The following is an 18423-nucleotide window of genomic DNA, read 5'->3' as shown; positions in this document are numbered from 1 at the left end:
TCATTGCAGGCCGAAGTCGCGGCCGGGCGAGAGGCTGGCGGGGGCCACATTGCGCAAGGTGGCCAGGGTGCGGGCGGCAGTCGGTCCGGCGCTGCCGTCCACGTCGATCTGCAGCAGCGTGTCGGCGCCCGATGCCACCAGCCTGACCACGCCGAGGCCGTAGGCCTGGCTGCCGGCGCCGATCGAGGCCAGCAGCGCAGCCAGGTCGATGCGGTCCTTGCCCGGCACGAAATCGGTGATGACGTCGCCGAGGTCGCGCAGGGACTGGTACACGAACACGTTGCGGCCACCGCCGCCGGTCAGCGCGTCGGGGCCGGCGCCGCCGATCAGGATGTCGTCGCCCGCCGTGCCGACGAGCATGTCGCGGCCCGCCGTGCCGGTGAAGGTCTTCGCGTAGTTCAGGCCGATGACCACCGGGTCGTGGTCCGAGGAGCGGTAGGGCGAGACCTGGTACGGATCGGCCGGGCAGAGGGCGCCGCTGCAGGTCTGCGGTGCCTTGAACTCCAGGTTGTAGTCGGCCAGCGCCGTCTCGTCGGCATTGATGTGCCACAGCACGGCACGGTTCACGCGGGCCGACAACGTGCCGCTGGCCAGCGCGTGGTCCAGCCGGCCGGCCGCACCGTCGAACACGTAGGAATAGCCCGAGGCGTCGAAGCGGCCGATCTGGTCGACGAAGCCGTTGCCGGTCAAGGCGACGACCGGGTCTTCCTGGGCGTAGGCGTTGAAGTCGCCGACCAGCAGTGCATCGTTGCTGCCCGAGGCCGCCTGGCGCTGCGCCACGAACATGGCCAGGCGCCGGGCCTGCTGCACGCGCTGCGCGTTCCAGCAGCCCTGGCCGTCGCCGGCGTCGGTGTTGCCGGCGGCGTCGGCATCGCCCGCGGCCGGGCAGCTGCTCTTGGACTTCAGATGGTTGACGAACAGCGTGAAGCGCTCGCCGCTGGCGAGGCTGAAGGTCTGCGCCAGGGTGGGGCGGTTGTTGACCGGGTCGGCATCGCTGACGGCCGGTCCGACCGGCGTGAGCCTCGCGGGCTTGTAGACCATCGCGACGCGGATCGCGTCGGTGCCCGTGCCCTCGGCCGGCACGGTGGTGGCACGGTAGGTGTTGGCACCCATGCGGGCGTTCAGCGCGTCCACCAGGTTCTGCACGGCGACGTTGCCGTTGTTCTGGATCTCCATGAGGCCCAGCGCGTCGGCATCGATCGCGGCCATGGCCTCGACGATCTTGGCGCGCTGGCGCTGGAACTCCTCCAAATTGCTGGCACCGCGGCAGTTGCTGGCGCTGACCGCGCTGCCCAGCGTGCAGCCCTGGCCGGTCTGGCCGCTGGCGGTGGTGCCGTTGGTGAACGTGGTGAAGTAGTTCAGCACGTTGAAGCTGGCGACCTTGACGCTGCCGCCCACGTCCGGCGGCGCGGCCGTGCGCGGATTGCCCGTGCTGAAGCTCGGCGCGACGGTCGGGTGGATCTTGTAGTCGCCGAAGCCCGTGCTGCTGTTGGTCGCGAGGCCATAGTCGATCACGCCGGTGATGGAGCCGGTGCGGTCGCCGGCGCGCGGCAGCGCGTCGGCGCCGAGGTAGGGTGTGGGGTCGGGGTTCTGCAGGCTGCTGCCGTCGTCGAGGATGATGCGGCGGCGCGCGTTCTCATCGGCCAGCGCGTCGGCCTGGGGCCCCGGGCGAAAGCGGTTGGTCGGCGTCTCCAGCCGGCCGCCCACGGCCAGCGTCAACTGGCCGTAGCGGCCCTGGAAGTAGTTCTGCTGCACCGTGAACGGGCCGGTCAGCGTGACCAGCATGCCCTCGTAGCGCTCCAGCTCGCCGTCGACGGCTTCGGGCAGGTTCACGGCGGTCGGTGCGATCGCGAAGCCGCTGTTGAGGAAGCCCACGGCGCTGACGCCGCTCAGCTGCGTCACGGTGCGGGCCAGCGTGTCGGCATTGCTGGCGGCGCCGGTGTTGAACTCGGCCACGCTGGCCGTCACCTCGACCAGGTTGCCGACCACGGCCGCCGGGAAGCTGGCCTGGTTCGTGAATACGAAGATGCCGTCCGAGCTCAGCGGGTTGTTGTCGCCCACCGGGTCCTGCAGGAAGAAGCCGTTGTTCGTGCGCAGGGTCACGACGCCGCGCGTGCGCACCAGCCTGCCCACCATGGCGCTCTTGGCGCCCGTACCCTGGATCTCGTAGATCGCCGCGGCCACGGGCTGCGCGGGGCCGCTGTCGCCGCTGCACGGGGCGGCGGCGGTGGCGCTGTTGCGCGGCGCGGGGGCCGTGACCGTGAAGTCGCTGGCGTTGTTGCCGCTGTCGGTGCAGCCGCCGGCGTTGCGCAGCGCCGCCGTGGTGTTGGACAGCGCCGCGGTCGGACTGCCTTCGGTCGGCGTCGCGCTGCCAAAGCTCATGATGTCGACCACCGCAGCGCCGGTCGGTGCGGTGCCGGACAGCGCGCTGGCGTTGCTGACCAGCGCCACCTTGCCGTTGCTGCCCGACATCGCGATGGCGCCGTTCACATCGCCGGCCACGTCGACCGTGCCGCCGGCGCCCTCGGCCTGGCGCACGAGCAGGTAGCGGCCGGGCTGCAGCACGGTGCCCAGCGGGATCGGCGTGAGCTGCCAGGTGGCGCCGCCGGCCGAGGCGTACTGCACCGACCAGCCGCCGATGTCGGCGGCGGCGCTGCCGTTGTTGAAGATCTCGATGAAGTCGTTCCTCAGCGTCGCGCCGGCGTTGCCGCCGCCGCCGTAGACCTGGCTGATCACGACGGCCCGGGCCGGTGCGGCCAGGGTCGCGAGGCCGAGCGCAAGCGCGAGAGAGAGCGCGGCGGGCAGCCGGCGCAGAGGCGAACCCCGGAGCATGTGCATGTCTTCCCGTGTACCGAGTGGCGGGCTGGCCGCAGGCGGCCAGGCGTGGCGGCATGCTAGGAACGCTGCATGAAGCGCGCATGACATGCGCCGCGCCGGCGCACGGGCCGGCGACGGTGCGGGCTTCAACGGGCGCAGGCCGCCTTGACCACCTTGTCGCGCGGGTTGGGCTCGAACAGCCGGAACTCCATGGGGCGCACCCGGTCGCTGGGGTAGCGCAGCTCCTGCACCGGGGCGCGCCACAACGGCTCGGCGTAGAACTGGCTGCGCAGGAAGCGCGCCGTGCCCTGCGCGCAGTCGAAGCCCACCTCGCCGCGGAAGGAACGGAACTGCACGCCGTCGCTGCTGGTGCGCACGGTGCTGCGGCTGACCCGGATCTCCATGACCACGTACGCGCCCTGGCGCGCGAGCGCGATGGGGTTCATCTCGATGGTGTCGGCATTCGGGTCGTTGCGGTCGCCGACGATGGTGAACCAGGGCACGTCCGCCCAGGCCGCTGCGGCCACGCAGGCCAGCGCGAGCAGCAGGCGTCTCACCGCGCGTCGCCCTGGCGCGGCGGGTGGCCCGTCGGTGCCAGCTCCGCGCGCCAGCGCCCCAGCAACGCGAGCAGCGCGTCGGGCGCCACCGGCTTGGTCAGGTGGGCGTCGAAGCCGGCCGCCGCCGTCTTCTCGCGGTCGCGCTGCGTGCCCCAGCCGGTCAGCGCGACGATGCGCGCGCGGGCCAGTCCCAGGTCCTGGCGCAGCCGCGCCGCCACCGCGTAGCCGTCCATGCCGGGCAGGCCCAGGTCCAGCAACACGATGTCCGGCGTCCACTGCGCGGCGGTCCGCAGCGCCTGGGCGCCGTCCGGCGCACCGCGGACCTCGTGGCCATCTGCCGCAATGAGCTCCACCAGTGCCGCCAGTCCGTCGACGTTGTCCTCGACGACCAGGATGCGCCCCTTGGCCTGGTCGCCGTCGCCCACCGCCGCGGCCTGCGCCACCGCCACCTCCGGGAGCCGTGCCGCCAGCGGCAGTTCGACCCAGAAAGTGCTGCCCTGGTGCAGCCCGGCGCTGTCCACGCCCACGGCACCGCCGTGCATGTCCACCAGGCGCTTGACGAGCGACAGGCCGATGCCCAGGCCGCCATGGGCCTTGGTGCCGGTATGCGGCAACTGGGTGAACATCTCGAACACACGGCCGTGGTCCGCCGGCGCGATGCCCAGGCCGTTGTCGGCCAACTCGATGCGCACGACCTGGCCCGCCGTGCGGGCCGACAGGCGGATCCGGCCGCGGTCCGGCGTGTACTTGGCGGCGTTGGTCAGCAGGTTGCTCACGATCTGCACCACGCGCGCCGGGTCCGCGTCGATCCAGGCCGGCGCGTCCTCGACCTGCACGCTGAGCTGGTGCCCGGCGCGCTCCATGGCCGGGGCGACGGTTTCCAGCGCCTGGGACAGCAGCGGCCCGAGCGCGACGAGCTCGCGCTGCAGCTCGACCAGCCCGCGGTTGATGCGCGAGACGTCCAGCAGATCGTCGATGAGCCGGGCCAGGTGCCTGGCCTGCCGCTCGATCACGCCGCGCGCGCGGGCCTGGTCTTCGCCAGTCTGCGGCCGCTGCAGCAGCGCCAAAGAGAAGAGCATGGGCGCGATGGGATTGCGCAACTCGTGCGCCAGCGTGGCCAGGAACTCGTCCTTGCGGCGGTCCTGCTCGCGCAGGGCCGCGGCGTCGCGCACGCGCTCGATGTGGGCCCAGCAACGGTCGACCACATCCGTGATGATGCGCAGGTCGTCGTCGGTCCAACGGCGCGGGTGCGCCTGGTGCACGGCCATCATGGCCACCAGCCGCCCGGCCTTGACCAGTCCGGCGCACACGATGGCCTTGATGCCGATCGCGTTGAACATGCGGCCGCCGCCGTCCTCGCCGAGTTCGGCGTCGACATCGTGCACGACGAGGTGCCGGCCGGCGCGCAGATTGGAGGTGGCCTGCGGCCCGAACAGGTCCAGCGTGTAGGCGCCTGCGCTGGAGGGCACGCCCGGGCGCGACCAGTCGCTGCGGATCGTGAAGCGGTTGTTGTCCGCTTCCACGTCGGCGTAGGCGCAGCGCGTCGCATCCAGGTGCTCGCCCAGCAGGCGCGCCGTGACCTGCATGACCTCGGCCGGGTCGGTCAGCGCGCGGGTGGCGCGCTCGATCCCGTCCAGCACGTGCAGCCGCTGCTGCGCGGCGTTCTGCAGGGCTTCGGCCTCCTTGCGCCGGGTGATGTCGATGGCCGTGCCGATCGCCCGCCGGCAGACGCCGGCTTCGTCGAAGAGGCCGCGGCCCTTGGCCGCCACCCAGCGCACGCGCGCGTCCTCTTTGCCGACGGTGCGGTACTCCACGTCGTACATGGCGCGCGAGGCCGGGTCCTGGGCTTGCGCGAAGGCCTCGAGCACCGCGGGGCGGTCCTCGGGATGCAGGCCGGCGACGAAGTCGTCCAGCGTGGCCGGCGCATCGGCGGAAATGCCGAACATCGCCTTGACGCGAGGCGGCCAGTACAGCGTGCCGGTGACCACGTCCAAGTCCCACAGGCCGACCTCGGCGGCCTCGACGGCCAGCCGAAGCTGCTCTTCCCTGTCCTGTAACGACATGTCGCTCTGCGAAACCCCGCAGCTGGCTGCATTCATGGATGGCGCCTCTGGGGGCGTGTCTGGCGGTGCCGCGCGGGTCGGGCGGTGCGCCATGATAGTGGGCGCGGCGCGGCGCCTATTCGACACCGCTGGGGCCGTCCAGCACCTGGCGCACCTTGCGGGCCAGGTCCTGCGGAAGGAAGGGCTTGGAAATCACCGGCAGCTCGCTGCCGCCCACGTCGGTGCGTTCGATCGAACTCTCGGCGTAGCCCGTCATCAACAGGCATTGCATGGACGGCCAGCGTTGCTTGGCCTCGCGCGCCAGCATCACGCCGTTCATGCCGCCCGGCATCACGAGGTCGGTCAGCAGCAGCTCGAACCGGTGTTCCTCCAGGATGGCCAGCGCTTCGGCGGCGCTGTAGCAAACCTGCGCGCTGTAGCCGTACTCCTCCAGCATCAGCTGGGCCAGGTCGGCCACATCGTGGCGGTCGTCCACGATCAGCAGCCGCTCCGAGCCGCGGCGCCTGGGCTGCACGGGTTGCGGCGCCTCGCGTTCGGGCACTTCGTCGGCCGCGGGAAAGTACAGGCGCACCGTGGTGCCCACACCTTCTTCCGAGTAGATGCGCACGATGCCGCCCGACTGGCGGGCGAAGCCGTAGACCATGGACAGGCCCAGCCCCGTGCCCTTGCCTTCCTCCTTGGTCGTGAAGAAGGGGTCCATCACGCGCGCCACCACGGCGGGCGGCATGCCCACGCCGTTGTCGGTGAAGGACACGCTGACGTAGCGGCCTGGCAGGAGTTCGTCGAAGCCGGGCCGGGCGTTCGCTTCGACCTCCACGTTCTTGGTCTGGATGCTGAACTGCGGCGCGGGCCGGTCCTGCAGTGCATCGCGCGCGTTGAGGTAGATGTTGAGGAACGCGACCTCCATCTGCGTCGGGTCGATGCGGCTGTTCCACAGGGGCCGGCCCAGGTCCACGCGCAGCGCTGCACCGCCCAGCGATTGCCGCGCCAGGTCCAGCGTCGATTCCACGAAGCTGTTGAGGTTCACCACGCGGCCGTGCAGCTTCTGCTTGCGCGAGAAGGCGAGCAGCTGCTGCGTGAGCGTGCTGGCACGTTCCGCAGCGGCCCGCGCGCTGGCCAGGCTGCGCGCCATCTTCTCGCGCTCCGGCCGGGGCGCGGCCAGGGCGCGTTCGACGATGTCCATGTGGCCCAGCATGACCTGCAGCAGGTTGTTGAAATCGTGCGCGATGCCGCCGGTCAACTGGCCGAGCGCCTCCATCTTCTGCGCCTGGCGCAGGCCTTCCTCCGCATCGCGGCGCCGGCTCACGTCCAGCTGGGACGCGAAGAAGTAGGTGAGCTCGCCGGACTCGTTGAGCACGGGGGAGATGAACAAGGCATTCCAGAAGGCCGAGCCATCCTTCTTGTAGTTCACCATCTCCACGGCGATCTCGCGGCGCTCCTCGATGGCGCGGCGGACCTGCGCGACGATGGAGCGGTCGGTTTCCGGGCCCTGCAGGAAGCGGCAGTTGGTGCCGATGATCTCCCCAGCCTCGTAGCCGGTCATCTCCAGGAACGCCCGGTTGGCGAAGACGATGGGGTTGTCCGGCCGGTGCGGATCGGTCACGAGCATGGGCATGCGCGTGGTCTGCACGGCAGCAAAGAAGATGTTGTGTCCTTCCCTGCTGATGTCGCCGGTCGCGGTGTCGACCACCCGCACGGGTGCCGTCTTGTGGACTGCCATGGGCGTTGCCGCTCCCAGAAGTATGGTTGTTCTATGCCGACAGGCCAGGCGCCGTGCGGTCGCTGCAGTCTGCGCGCGACGCGGGCGCGCGCGTGTAGGACAGCGCAGGACAAGCGCGAACGCCGACGGCCATACCGTCGCCGCGCCGCGGTCCGGCGCTGCGGCGCTCAGGCGGCGGCGGAGGAGGGCGCGCTGCCGCCCCGCGGGCGCCGCCGCGCCGGCCTGGCCGGTGGCGCGCCATGCGTCAGCGGGTCCTCCTGCAGCACCAGCCGCGAGACCGCCCAGCCGCCCTTGTGGTGCTTGCGCAGCATCTCGCGCAGCAGCGGGCCGGCCCGGTCGCGCAAGGCGGCCAGCATCTCGCCGTGCTCCTGCACAGCCTGGCGCCAGCGCCCGGCGTGCTGGTTGCCGGCGTAGCGGTAGCGCCGGATGCGTGCGCATTCGGCCGCGTAGATGCGCGAGAGCACGGGGTTGCGCGCTGCGTCCACCATGCACTGGTGGATGGCCTGGTTGATCTCGAAATAGGCCATCAGGTCGCCGGCCGCATGCGCGCCCACCATGCGCGCGTGCAGCGCCTCGATGGCCTGCAGTTCGGCGTCCGTGATGCGCTCGCAGGCCGGCTCGGCCGCCATGGTCTCCAGGCCGATCAGCACCTCGATGGCGGCCTCCACCTCGGCCAGCGAGAGGGCGGTGACCACGGCTCCGCGGTTGGGCTCCAGCGTCAGCAGGCCCTCGGCCGCCAGGATCTTGAAAGCCTCGCGCAGCGGCGTGCGCGACACGCCTTCCAACTGTTCGGCGATCACGCGTTCGGACAGGCGCTGGCCCGGCGTCAGGCTGCCCGAAACGATCAAGGTGCGCAGCCGTGCAGCCGCCTGCTCGGTGCGCATGCCATCGCGGCCTGCGGCCTTGCGCGGCGCGCTCACCTGGGTGTCCTGTTCTGTGTCCACATCCATCTTGTACCTCTAAGTACATGCACTTTGATGTCGAACATGCCGAAACCTAGGGTTTTCCCTCGGCTTCGATGTGCAAAGTGCATGCAAACTCGCGTCACTCTTCCTTCCGGCGCGCCCGAATAACGCTTTTGCGCGCCAACTGCATTCACATGGACCATCTTCACCGATACGCCGGCGTCACCCAGCCCATCGAGGTGTGCGTCGTCGGCAGCGGCGGCTTCGGCCGCAGTTTCCTGGCCCAGTCGGCCCGCGTGCGCAGCGTCAGCGCCCGCGTCGCCGTCGACCTCACGCCGGCCATGGCGGCCGAAGCCTTTTCCGCCATCGGCACCGCGGCCGACCGGGTCGCCCAGTGTCACACGCCGGCCGAGGCCGCGGCGGCCTGGGCGCAGGGCCTGTGCATCGCCGCCGGCGACGTGGCCACCGTGCTCGGCCTGCCCTTGCAGCTGATGGTGGAGGCCACCGGCCACCCCGAGGCCGGCGCGCGCCATGCGCGGCTGGCGATCGAGGCCGGCCTGCATGTGGCGCTGGCCTCCAAGGAGGTGGACAGCGTGGTCGGCCCGGAGCTGTCGCGCCTGGCGCGCGCCAGCGGCCGCGTGGTCACGCCGGTGGACGGCGACCAGCCCTCGCTGCTGATCGGCCTGGTGACCTGGGCCCAGGCCCTGGGCTTCACGGTGCTGTCGGCCGGCAAGTCCAGCGAATACGACTTCGTGTTCGACGCCGCCACCGAGACCATGCTGAGCAATGGCACGTCGATCGCCGTGCCGGGTTTCGGCGCGCACTTCGCGCTGGGCGAGGGGGCCGTGGGCGCGCGCGTGCAGGCCCGCGCCGAGATCTGCGCCGCGCTGCCGCAGCGCGCCGTGCCCGACCTCTGCGAGCTGCAGGTGGTGGCCAACAGCACCGGACTCGTGGCCGACGTGGCGCCGCTGCACGCGCCCATCGCGCGGCCGGCCGAGGTGCCCGACCTGTTCGCCACCCAGGCCGAGGGTGGCCTGTTCGCGCGTGACGGCGCCATCGACGTGTTCCACTGCCTGCGCCGGCCCGACGAACTCAGCTTCGCGGGCGGCGTGTTCGTGGTGATCGGCTGCGACGACGCACCGACCTGGGAGCTGCTGGCGGGCAAGGGCCATGTGCTGAGCCGCGACAAGCGCCGCGCCATGGTCTACATCCCGCGCCACCTGCTGGGCCTGGAGGCCATGACCAGCGTGCTCGATGCCGCCGTGCTGGGCATCTCCAGCGGCGCGCAGTCACCGCAGCCGCGGCTGGACCTGGTGGCGCGCAGCACGCGCGCGCTGGCCGCCGGTACCGAACTGACCATGGGCGGACACCACCACACCATCGACGGCACGGCCGCCGAACTCGTGCCGGCCGCGCCGCTGGCCGCCGGCACGCCGGCGCCGTTCTACCTGGTCGGCAACCGCCGCCTCGTGCGCGACATCGCGCCCGGCCAACTGATCTGCTTCGACGACGTCGCCATCGACCCGTCCTCCGAACTGCTCCAGCTGCGCCAGCAGCAGGACGCCGCCTTCTTCCCTGCCGCCTGAACCGATTTCCAAGGAGACACCATGCGCACCGTTTTCCGCTCGCTTTCCGTCGCCGCCGCCATCGCCGGCGCCTTCGCCGCGCAGCCGGCTCTGGCCGCCGACTGGAAGCCGACCCGCCCGGTCGAGTTCGTCGTGACCGCCGGCCCCGGCGGCGGCACCGACCAGTTCGCCCGCGTGGTGCAGGCCACGGTGCAAAAGCACAAGCTCATGCCCGTGCCCATCATCGTGACCAACAAGGGCGGCGGTGCCGGTTCCGAGGCCATGGTCTACCTGCAGTCCTCGCAGGGCGATGCCAACAAGCTGGTGTTCTCCACCAACCTGGCCTACCTGATGCCCATGATCACCAAGGTGGGCTACAGGATCGAGACCATGGCGCCCGTGGCCATCATGGCGGCCGACGAGTTCCTGCTCTGGTCCAACGCCGAGAGCCCGTACAAGGACGCCAAGGCCTTCATCGATGCGGCCCGCGCCAAGCCCGGCAGCATCAAGATGGGTGGCGCGCAGTCCAAGGACACGGACCACATCCTCACGCGCCAGATCGAGATGGCCACCGGCGTGCAGATGACCTACGTGCCGTTCAAGTCGGGTGGCGAGGTCGCGGCCCAGCTGTCGGGCGGGCATGTGGATGCGAACCTCAACAACCCGTCCGAAAACGTCTCGCACTGGCGCGCCGGCAAGGTGCAGCCGCTGTGCGTGTTCACCAAGGAGCGCCTGAAGATCACCGGCAAGGTGCACGGCGACAAGGGCTTCGCCGACGTGCCGACCTGCAAGGAATCGGGCATCGCCATCGACACCTTCAACATGCCGCGCACGGTCTGGGCCGCCGGCGGCCTCACGCCCGAGCAGGTCAGGTACTACGAGAACGTGATGGCCCAGGTGCGCGAGAAGCCCGAGTTCAAGGAATGGCTGGCCCGCGGCCTGCAGACCGAGATGTTCCTCACGGGCGCCCAACTCAAGGACTACATCGCCGCCGACGCGGCCAAGAACAAGGCCCAGTTCGCCAAGGACGACTGGCTCGTCAAGGACTGAACGCCATGTCGGTCTCGATCCGGCGCCAGGCCATGGAAGTGAGCATGGCCGGGCTTCTCGCCGCCTTCGCTGCGGTCGTCATCTACGGCAGCCTGCAGCTGGCCTCGGGTTGGGGTGACACCGGCCCGCAGGCCGGCTACTTCCCGCTGCGCCTGGGTGTATTGCTGCTGGCCGTGAGCCTGCTGCTCGTCGTCCATGCCGTGCGCCAGCCCGTGGACGGCCAGTTTGCCGACGGCACGCAGCTGCGCCGCGTGTTCTCGCTGTTCGGTCCCACGGTGGTGCTGGCCCTGGCCGCGCCCTTCCTGGGCTTCTACCTCGCCTCCGCGCTGTTCCTGCTGTACATGTGCCGCGCGCACGGCGGCTTCGGCTGGGGCCGTTCGCTGCTGATCGGCTTTGGCACGGCCGTGGTGCTGTACGCCGTGTTCGAACTGTGGTTCGGCGTGCCGCTGGCGCGCGGTCCGCTCGAAGACTGGCTCGACACCCTGCGCAGCGCCGCCTGATTGCTTCGCCATGCTGGACCAACTCAACTACCTCGCGACGGGCTTCGAGCACGCGCTGACGCTGCACCACGTGCTGCTGATGGCCGGCGGCGTGCTGCTCGGCATCCTGGTCGGCGTGCTGCCGGGCCTGGGCGCGCCCAATGGCGTCACGCTGTTGCTGCCGCTGACCTTCACGATGGACCCGGTGTCCGCCATCATCCTGCTCTCGTCCATGTACTGGGGCGCGCTGTTCGGCGGATCGACCACCTCCATCCTGTTCAACATCCCGGGCGAACCCTCGTCGGTGGCGACCACCTTCGACGGCTACCCGATGGCGCGCAACGGCAGGGCGCCCGAGGCCCTGGCCACGGCCTTCCTGTCGGCCGGCTTCGGCGCCATGGCCGGCGTGGTCGTGGTGACGCTGATCGCCAACGCGATCGCCGACTTCGCGCTGAAGTTCGGCCCGCCCGAGTTCTTCGCGGTCTACCTGCTGACCTTCTGCAGCTACCTGGTCTCGGGCGGCTCGCCGCTCAAGACGCTGGCCTCGCTGCTGGTGGGCCTGATCCTGGCCACCGTGGGCATGGACACCGTGTCGGGCGAGATCCGCCTGACCTACGGCTCGGACACGCTGGTCAGCGGCATCTCCTTCCTGGCGGCCGTGGTCGGCCTGTTCGGCATCGGCGAGCTGCTGGTCACGATCGAGGAGGGCCTGCAGTTCAACGGCCTGAAAGCGCGCATGAGCTGGGGCGTGGTCTGGGATGCGGCGAAGAAGATGCCGGCCCATGCCGTCACGCTGGTGCGCTCCACCATCGTGGGCTGCTGGATGGGCATCACGCCGGGCGGGCCGACGGCGGCCTCGTTCATGTCCTATGGCCTGGCCAAGCGCTTCTCCAAACGCCGCGCGAACTTCGGCAAGGGCGAGCCCGACGGCATCGTCGCGCCCGAGGCGGCCGACCACTCGGCCGGCGTCTCGGCGCTCTTGCCCATGCTGGCGCTGGGCGTGCCGGGCTCGGCCACGGCGGCCGTGATGATGGGCGGCCTCATGATCTGGGGCCTGCAGCCGGGGCCCATGCTGTTCATCGAGCGGCCCGAATTCGTCTGGGGCCTGATCTCGTCCATGTACGTGGCCAACATCGTGGCCGTGGTGCTGGTGCTGGCGACGATCCCGCTGTTCTCGTCCATCCTGCGCGCGCCGTTCGCGGTGGTGGGGCCGCTGATCATCGTGATCTGCCTGATCGGGGCTTACACCATCAGCGGCAAGATGTCCGACGTGTACATTGCGCTGGCCTTCGGCGTGCTGGGCTATGTGTTCAAGAAGCTCGACTACCCGATCGCACCGCTGATCCTGGCCATGGTGCTGGGCGACAAGACCGAGGACGCGTTCCGCCAGAGCATGCTGCTGTCCGACGGCGCGCTGGGCGTGTTCTTCGCCAACGGCCTGGTCGCCACCATCACCACGGCCGCATTGCTGCTGCTGGCCTGGGGCCTGGTGGGGCGCCTGTTCACCCGGCGCGCGCTGCCGGCTGCGGGCTGAACGACAAGGACGAAACATGGGTAATTCGACGGAACGCCAGGGCGGCGTGCGGCTGGGCTGCATCGCCGACGACTTCACGGGCGCGACCGACCTGGCGAACAACCTGGTGCGCGCAGGCATGCGCGTGGTGCAGACCATCGGTGTGCCCGCGGCCCCGCTGGATACGCAGGTCGACGCCGTGGTGGTGGCTCTGAAGAGCCGCACCATCGCGCCGGAGCAGGCCGTGGCGCAGTCGCTGGCCGCGCTGCAGTGGCTGCAGGAGCAGGGCGCCGAGCAGATCTACTTCAAGTACTGCTCGACCTTCGACAGCACGCCCGAGGGCAACATCGGCCCCGTGACGGATGCGCTGATGCAGGCGCTCGGCACCGACTTCACGATCGCCACGCCGGCCTTTCCGGACAACAAGCGCACGGTGTTCAAGGGCTACCTGTTCGCGGGCGATGTGCTGCTCAACGAATCGGGCATGCAGGACCATCCGCTCACGCCCATGAAGGACCCCAACCTCGTGCGCGTGCTGCAGGCGCAGACGCAGAAGAAGGTCGGCCTGGTCGACTACCAGACCATCGCGCAGGGCGCGGACGCGATCCGCGCCCGCTTCGCTGCGCTGCAAGCCGAGGGCGTGGGCATCGCCATCGTCGACGCGCTGGCCAATGCCGACCTCGTGACCCTGGGCGCGGCGCTCCAGGGCATGCCGCTGGTCACGGCCGGCTCGGGCGTGGCCATCGGCCTGCCGCAGAACTTCGGCATCGCGCCGGATTCGCAGGCCGCCGCGCTGCCGGCCGCCGAGGGTCTGCAGGCCGTGGTGTCCGGCAGCTGTTCGGTCGCAACCAACCAACAGGTCGCCGCGTTCATCGCCACAGGCCGGCCCGCGCTGGCCATCGACCCATTGCGCATCGCCGAAGGTGCGGACGTGCGCGGCGAGGCGTTGGCCTGGGCCAGGGACAAGCTCGCCGGTGGGCCCGTGCTGGTCTACTCCACGGCCGAGCCGGCGTCCGTGCGCGCCATCCAGGGGCGCCTGGGCGTGGAGCAGGCCGGCGCCATGGTCGAGCAGACCATCGCGGGCATCGCGCGCGGCCTCGTGGAACTGGGCGTGCGCCAGCTGGTCGTGGCGGGTGGCGAGACCTCGGGCGCCTGCGTGCAGGCGCTGCAGATCGCGCAGATGCGCATCGGCGCGCAGATCGACCCGGGCGTGCCCTGGTGCCATGCGCTGAGCCCGGCCGCGCCGCAGGGCCTGCACATCGCGCTCAAGTCGGGCAACTTCGGCACGCCGGACTTCTTCACCAAGGCGTTCTCCAGGCTATGACGGCTTGTCTGGACGAGGCCACCGCGCGCGCCGAGATCGTACGCGTGGGCGCCAGCCTGTTCGCACGCGGCTACGTGCACGCCACGGCCGGCAACATCAGCGTGCGCCTGGCCGACGGCTACCTGATCACGCCGACCGACGCCTGCCTGGGCGCGCTGGACCCCGCGCGGCTGGCCCGGCTGGACGCGGACGGCCAGCAGACCGGCGGCGACCGCGCCAGCAAGACCATCGTGTTGCACCGGCGCATCTACGAGGCCAGCGCCGCCACGGCCCAGCCGGCCCGCTGCATCATCCACACGCACAGCACCCACCTCGTGGCCTGTTCCCTGCGCGACGAAGGGGCCACCGAGCTGCTGCCGCCCATCACGCCGTACTTCGTCATGAAGGTCGGCCGCGTGCCCCACATTGGCTACCGCCGCCCGGGCGCCCCCGAGGCCGCCGAGGCCGTGGCCGACGCGATCGCCCAGTACCAGCAGGACGGCCGGCCGATCCGCGCCGTGATGCTCGCGCGCCTGGGCCCCAACGTCTGGCACGACAGCCCGGCCGCGGCCATGGCCACGCTCGAGGAACTCGAAGAGACGGCACGGCTCTGGATGCTGACGCAACCGCAGCCGCTGGATGACGGACAGATCGAGGAGCTGCGGCAGCAGTTCGGCGCCAGCTGGTGAATACACCTCCGTCTAGAATCGCCGGCTGTTTGCAAACCAACCGGGACGAGGAATTCTGAGCATGTACCAGGAAGACAAGGACGACACCCAGCGCGTGGGTCTGTGGATCACCTTCGGCATCGTGGCGCTGGTGGTCATCAGCACGGTCAGCGCCATGGTGGTGCGCCAGCTGCAGAGCATCGAGGCGCCGGCACCCGCTGCCGCCGCGGTCGCGCCGGCGGCCGTGGTCGTCGTCGAAGAGATCGTGTTGATCGAAACCCCGCTGGCCGGCGACCTGGCCGCCACGCTGTACTTCGGCACGGGCGAATCCGCGCTGCCCGCCGATGCCGCTCCGCTGATCAGCGCCGTGGCCCAGGCCCTGGCCGCCGCGCCGGCACGCAAGGTCGTGCTGTCGGGCTTCCACGACGAAACCGGCGACGCCGCCAAGAACGCCGAGCTGGCCAAGCAGCGCGCGCTGTCGGTCCGCGCCGCGCTGGTCGCGGCCGGCGTCGACAAGGCGCGCATCGCGCTGCGCAAGCCCGAGGTCACGACCGGCACGGGTTCCGACCAGGAGGCACGCCGCGTGGAGCTGCGTCTGGTCGACTGAGCGCTTGGCGCCTCGACGCAAACCGGGCCTGGCCCGGTTTTTTTATGGGCTGACGGTCCATATTTCTTTTGTGTTGTGTCATCTGGATGACATGCGGCGTTCATAACATTTCCTCACATTTGAGGATGAGCGCCCCATGTCCGCTGTTGCCGAGTACCTGACCGACTCCCGCCCCCGCTTTCGCCAGCCCAGCGCTGCCGACCTGTGCACGGCGGTGCCGTGCATGACCACGGACGAGACCAACGAGAAGGTGCTGGAGATGTTCAACCGGCACCGCGAACTCGTGAGCCTGCCGGTGGTGGAGGGGCGCCGGCCCATCGGGCTCATCAACCGCAGCATCTTCCTCTCGCAGATGAGCAAGCAGTTCCGCATGGAGCTGTACGGGCGCAAGAGCTGCATCGCCTTCATGGACAAGGAGCCGCTCGTCGTCGAGGCGGCCATGGACATCGACACGCTGACCTTCAAGGCCGTGGCGCATGGCGAGAAGGCGCTGTCCGACGGTTTCATCATCACGCGCGAGGGCGAATTCGCGGGCGTGGGCAACGGCCTGCAGCTCATGCGCGTGGTGGCGGACATGCAGGCCTCGCGCAACCGCCAGATCATGCACAGCATCGAGTACGCGAGCGTGATCCAGCAGTCCACGCTGCGCAGCTCGCGCGAGACGCTGGCCCGCGTATGTCCTGCCGCCGACCTGGTCTGGGAGCCGCGCGACGTGGTCGGCGGCGATTTCTACCAGTTCAGCGCAGGCGAGGGCGGCTGGTTCGGCGCGGTGGCCGACTGCACGGGCCATGGCGTGCCGGGCGCGTTCATGACGCTGATCGCCTCCAGCAGCCTCACGCAGGCGCTCGATGCGCAGGGCCCGCGCGACCCGGCGCAGCTGCTGGGCGCCGTCAACCGCAGCATCAAGCTGACGCTGGGCCAGCAGGGCGGGCAGGATGCCACGCCGGGCTCGGACGACGGCATGGACGCGGCCTTCTTCTGGTACGAACCCGCAGAGCGACGCCTGGTGTTCGCCGGGGCGCGGCTGGCACTGTTCGTGTTGCGTCCGGGTGCCGCCGAGGTGGAACTCGTCGAAGGCCAGCGCAAGGGCGTGGGCTATGTCGACAGCGAGGCCGGCTATGCCTGGCACAACCACAGCCTTTCGCTCGAGCCTGGCAGCCTCGTGTTCATCACCACCGACGGCCTGATCGACCAGGTCGGCGGCCCGCGCGCGATCGCACTGGGCAAGAAGCGCGTGCGCGAGGCCGTGCTGGCCGCGCCTGCGCGCACGCCTGCGGCCGTCAACCGCGCCGTGCACGACGCACTGCGCGCCTGGCAGGGCGAACACCACCGCCGCGACGACCTGTGCTTCTTCAGCTTCTGCGCCTGAACGCCGCCATGCCACCGAACCCCATCGCCGAGAAGTACGGCTCCTTCTTCCACCTCGCGCGCGAGCACCAGGTGATCTTCTACTACATGGGCTACTTCTCGCAGCACATCGTGGCGGCCATGGCCGACGCCGTGAAGCTGCAGCTGGAAGTGAGCGGCGTGGCCGGCCCGACGCGGCGCAAGCTGTTCTCCTGCTTCATCGAGATGGCGCAGAACATCGTGCACTACTCGGCCGACGCGCTGACCTCGCCGACCCAGCGCGACAACGAGGTGCGCCATGGCGCGGTCTGCATCCGGCGCGCGCCCGACGGCGGCTTCCTCCTACTCTGCGCCAACCCGGTAGAGGCGCGCATCGCCGAGGAGCTGCGCGGCAAGCTCGAGGCGCTGCGCAGCATGACGCTGGATGAGATCAAGCAGGCCTACCGCAAGACGCTGCGCGAGGAGACACCCGAGGGCAGCAAGGGCGCGGGCATCGGCCTCCTGACCGTGGCGCGCGATGCGCGCGAGCCGCTGCAGTTCGACTTCGACGCGGCCGATGCGGCCGACGGCGCGCCGGTCTTCTACCTCAAGGCGGCCATTTGAGGCATCCGCCTGGCACCGACAAGAGATCACGCATGGACAACCTCTACATCGCCCCGACGCCCAGTTCGCCCGAGGTGGACTTCCGCTTCGACCAGCACCAGCTGCACCTGCGCGGCGAGTCCTATCCCGAGAACGCCGCCGCGTTCTACGGCGAGGTCATCGCGCAACTCAAGACCTACCTCGCCCAGCAGGACGGGCGCGCCATCGCCGTGCACATCGCGCTGGCCTACTTCAACAGCTCCAGCACCAAGATGCTGTTCAACCTGATCGAGGCGCTCGACGACGCGGTCGAGGCCGGCAACCAGGTGGCATTGCACTGGTACCACGATGCAGAGGACGACACCATCCTCGAGTTCGGCGAGGAGCTGCGCGACGATTTTCCGGCCATCGCCTTCACGAGCCACCCGGTGGAGTCCGCCTGAATGGACGCGCTCGGCGAGGCGTCCGACCTGTTCGCGGCCGAACACCGTGCGCTGCTGGCCGCGCGCGCGGCCCATGCGGCCGGCCCGGACGGCGCCCACGCCGCGCTGGGCGAGCTGCTGGCCGCCTACGAGCGGCTGCTGCGCGAGACGCGCCGCCTGGTGCGCCGCAGCGACCGCGCCGAGCTGGAGATGACCCAGCTGAACCAGCGCCTGCAGGACCTGGCCGGCGAACTGCAGTACCGCGCCACCCACGATCCGCTGACCGGCGTGCTGAACCGCGCCGCCATCATCGAGCGCGTGAACCAGCTGTTCGCACGCAGCGGGCTCACGCTGATCGTGCTGGACATCGACCACTTCAAGCGCGTGAACGACAACTTCGGCCATCCCATCGGAGACCAGGTCATCCTGGGCGTGGTGGCCTGCCTGCAGCAGGCGGTGCCGGCGCAAGGCCTGATCGGCCGCGTCGGCGGCGAGGAGTTCACCTTGCTGCTGCCGCACGACGACCCCGAGGCGGCCGAGGCCGTGGCCCAGCGCGCACGCCGCGCCATCGAGGCCCATGCCTTCGGCCTACCCGACGGCAGCCGCGTGACGGCCAGCTTCGGCATCAGCTGCATGCCCTGCGGCGCCAGCTTCGACGAAGCCTACGGGCAGGCCGACCAGGCGCTGTACGCCGCCAAACGCGGCGGCCGCAACCGCGTGGCCCATGCCGGCGGCGACCTGCAACTGCACGATTGACATGCGGGCCCCACGCTTCCCCGCTTCGCGCGGTCCGCTGCCCCCCGAGGGGGCGCGTCAGTGCCTGCT

The 18423-nt window shown here is 70.4% G+C and carries 16 protein-coding genes; 11 read left to right on the top strand and 5 right to left on the bottom strand.

The window, feature by feature from the left end; genetic code table 11:
* The 5 genes from IE209_RS21100 to IE209_RS21080 form a co-directional block, all read right to left on the bottom strand.
* Positions 1-2832 carry an ExeM/NucH family extracellular endonuclease gene (locus tag IE209_RS21100; RefSeq protein WP_189688877.1) on the bottom strand — a complete coding sequence of 944 codons (2832 nt, stop codon included), beginning with the start codon at positions 2830-2832 and terminating at the stop codon, positions 1-3.
* 131 nt (positions 2833-2963) lie between these two features.
* On the bottom strand, positions 2964-3374 hold the full coding sequence (locus IE209_RS21095; protein ID WP_189688876.1) for a surface-adhesin E family protein: 411 nt from the start codon (positions 3372-3374) through the stop codon (positions 2964-2966).
* Positions 3371-5473: a hybrid sensor histidine kinase/response regulator gene (locus IE209_RS21090; RefSeq protein ID WP_189688875.1), complete on the bottom strand. Its 2103-nt coding sequence runs from the start codon at positions 5471-5473 to the stop codon at positions 3371-3373. Before IE209_RS21090 ends, IE209_RS21095 begins: the two co-directional genes overlap by 4 nt.
* 79 nt (positions 5474-5552) lie before the next feature.
* Positions 5553-7157, bottom strand: a complete 1605-nt coding sequence (locus tag IE209_RS21085) for a histidine kinase famiy protein (RefSeq protein WP_189688874.1) — start codon at positions 7155-7157, stop codon at positions 5553-5555.
* A gap of 167 nt (positions 7158-7324) precedes the next feature.
* On the bottom strand, positions 7325-8101 hold the full coding sequence (locus IE209_RS21080; RefSeq protein WP_229882973.1) for a GntR family transcriptional regulator: 777 nt from the start codon (positions 8099-8101) through the stop codon (positions 7325-7327).
* 155 nt (positions 8102-8256) lie between these two features.
* Here IE209_RS21080 and IE209_RS21075 point away from each other — a divergent pair, with 155 nt between their 5' ends.
* From IE209_RS21075 to IE209_RS21025, 11 genes are all read left to right on the top strand, one after another.
* Positions 8257-9648: an NAD(P)H-dependent oxidoreductase gene (locus IE209_RS21075; RefSeq protein ID WP_189688873.1), complete on the top strand. Its 1392-nt coding sequence runs from the start codon at positions 8257-8259 to the stop codon at positions 9646-9648.
* Between the two features lie 21 nt (positions 9649-9669).
* A complete protein-coding gene (locus IE209_RS21070) occupies positions 9670-10677 on the top strand; it encodes a tripartite tricarboxylate transporter substrate binding protein (protein ID WP_189688872.1) in 1008 nt (335 codons plus the stop codon).
* 5 nt (positions 10678-10682) lie between these two features.
* Positions 10683-11177: a tripartite tricarboxylate transporter TctB family protein gene (locus IE209_RS21065; RefSeq protein ID WP_189688871.1), complete on the top strand. Its 495-nt coding sequence runs from the start codon at positions 10683-10685 to the stop codon at positions 11175-11177.
* Positions 11178-11190: 13 nt separating this feature from the next.
* Positions 11191-12690, top strand: a complete 1500-nt coding sequence (locus IE209_RS21060; RefSeq protein WP_229882977.1) for a tripartite tricarboxylate transporter permease — start codon at positions 11191-11193, stop codon at positions 12688-12690.
* A gap of 16 nt (positions 12691-12706) precedes the next feature.
* Positions 12707-13993, top strand: a complete 1287-nt coding sequence (otnK, locus tag IE209_RS21055) for a 3-oxo-tetronate kinase (protein WP_189688869.1) — start codon at positions 12707-12709, stop codon at positions 13991-13993.
* 8 nt (positions 13994-14001) lie between these two features.
* Positions 14002-14661 (top strand): class II aldolase/adducin family protein, encoded by a 660-nt coding sequence (locus tag IE209_RS21050; protein WP_189688900.1) that lies wholly within the window; start codon positions 14002-14004, stop codon positions 14659-14661.
* A 61-nt stretch (positions 14662-14722) separates the two neighbouring features.
* A complete protein-coding gene (locus IE209_RS21045; RefSeq protein ID WP_189688868.1) occupies positions 14723-15247 on the top strand; it encodes an OmpA family protein in 525 nt (174 codons plus the stop codon).
* 136 nt (positions 15248-15383) lie between these two features.
* Complete coding sequence (locus IE209_RS21040; RefSeq protein WP_229882972.1) at positions 15384-16616, top strand: SpoIIE family protein phosphatase; 1233 nt, start codon at positions 15384-15386, stop codon at positions 16614-16616.
* Between the two features lie 8 nt (positions 16617-16624).
* The gene (locus IE209_RS21035; RefSeq protein ID WP_189688867.1) at positions 16625-17197 is read left to right on the top strand and encodes a SiaB family protein kinase; all 573 of its coding nucleotides are present in this window, start codon (positions 16625-16627) and stop codon (positions 17195-17197) included.
* A gap of 32 nt (positions 17198-17229) precedes the next feature.
* Complete coding sequence (locus IE209_RS21030; protein ID WP_189688866.1) at positions 17230-17619, top strand: DUF1987 domain-containing protein; 390 nt, start codon at positions 17230-17232, stop codon at positions 17617-17619.
* Positions 17620-18354 (top strand): GGDEF domain-containing protein, encoded by a 735-nt coding sequence (locus tag IE209_RS21025; RefSeq protein WP_189688865.1) that lies wholly within the window; start codon positions 17620-17622, stop codon positions 18352-18354. It abuts the gene before it with no gap.
* The last annotated feature ends 69 nt before the right edge of the window (positions 18355-18423 follow it).

It is taken from the genome of Pseudorhodoferax aquiterrae (genome assembly GCF_014652235.1).
GTDB lineage: Bacteria > Pseudomonadota > Gammaproteobacteria > Burkholderiales > Burkholderiaceae_C > Pseudorhodoferax > Pseudorhodoferax aquiterrae.
The sequence above is the reverse complement of the archived record's forward strand: the minus strand, read 5'-3'. Positions and strand labels throughout refer to the sequence as shown.

Excerpts from the sequence above, each read along its gene's own strand:
- IE209_RS21100 (WP_189688877.1), bottom strand. The coding sequence starts at position 2,832 with ATGCTCCGGGGTTCGCCTCTGCGCCGGCTGCCCGCCGCGCTCTCTCTC.
- IE209_RS21090 (WP_189688875.1), bottom strand. The coding sequence starts at position 5,473 with ATGAATGCAGCCAGCTGCGGGGTTTCGCAGAGCGACATGTCGTTACAG.
- IE209_RS21085 (WP_189688874.1), bottom strand. The coding sequence starts at position 7,157 with ATGGCAGTCCACAAGACGGCACCCGTGCGGGTGGTCGACACCGCGACC.
- IE209_RS21075 (WP_189688873.1), top strand. The coding sequence starts at position 8,257 with ATGGACCATCTTCACCGATACGCCGGCGTCACCCAGCCCATCGAGGTG.
- IE209_RS21070 (WP_189688872.1), top strand. The coding sequence starts at position 9,670 with ATGCGCACCGTTTTCCGCTCGCTTTCCGTCGCCGCCGCCATCGCCGGC.
- IE209_RS21065 (WP_189688871.1), top strand. The coding sequence starts at position 10,683 with ATGTCGGTCTCGATCCGGCGCCAGGCCATGGAAGTGAGCATGGCCGGG.
- otnK (WP_189688869.1), top strand. The coding sequence starts at position 12,707 with ATGGGTAATTCGACGGAACGCCAGGGCGGCGTGCGGCTGGGCTGCATC.
- IE209_RS21045 (WP_189688868.1), top strand. The coding sequence starts at position 14,723 with ATGTACCAGGAAGACAAGGACGACACCCAGCGCGTGGGTCTGTGGATC.
- IE209_RS21040 (WP_229882972.1), top strand. The coding sequence starts at position 15,384 with ATGTCCGCTGTTGCCGAGTACCTGACCGACTCCCGCCCCCGCTTTCGC.
- IE209_RS21035 (WP_189688867.1), top strand. The coding sequence starts at position 16,625 with ATGCCACCGAACCCCATCGCCGAGAAGTACGGCTCCTTCTTCCACCTC.
- IE209_RS21030 (WP_189688866.1), top strand. The coding sequence starts at position 17,230 with ATGGACAACCTCTACATCGCCCCGACGCCCAGTTCGCCCGAGGTGGAC.
- IE209_RS21025 (WP_189688865.1), top strand. The coding sequence starts at position 17,620 with ATGGACGCGCTCGGCGAGGCGTCCGACCTGTTCGCGGCCGAACACCGT.